Origin of the sequence: Cobetia sp. SIMBA_158, assembly GCF_046566945.1 — a bacterium.
In the GTDB taxonomy this organism is placed as follows: Bacteria; Pseudomonadota; Gammaproteobacteria; order Pseudomonadales; family Halomonadaceae; genus Cobetia; species Cobetia amphilecti.
In genome coordinates this window covers 1-328 of the sequence record NZ_JAWJYL010000148.1, presented here as the reverse complement: position 1 = coordinate 328, position 328 = coordinate 1, and the positions used below count along the sequence as shown (strand labels likewise).

Genomic DNA, 328 nt, shown 5'->3' with positions numbered 1-328 from the left:
CTATGTTTTCATCCAGTTCCCTGAAGGATTGTCCAATAACTTGATAGTGTTTTCTCGGTTTACCATCATTGAAAGCTTCAGGAAAGTACTGATTAATTACTTTTGTGATTCCATCACCAAAGGCAAACTGAATATGTCCGTATTTTTCAGTTATGTAGTCTGCGAAAGTATTCTTACCGCTTCTAAAACGTCCCACAACTGCGATTCTGTGCTTACTCATGGTTGCACCCCCTTACACACCTATAACGATTTACTTTGCTTTTTCAGACTTCTAAGGTGTATAATATAATGTACTTAAATACGTATATTAGGAGGTTTCGTTATGGAC

The 328-nt window shown here is 36.9% G+C and carries 1 protein-coding gene; it reads right to left on the bottom strand.

Features of this window, described 5'->3' with window-relative positions; all coding sequences use genetic code 11:
• Positions 1–220, bottom strand: a 220-nt coding sequence (locus R2R70_RS19380) for a hypothetical protein (RefSeq protein ID WP_410978805.1), incomplete at its 3' end; no start/stop codon positions are given.
• Positions 221–328: the final 108 nt, after the last annotated feature.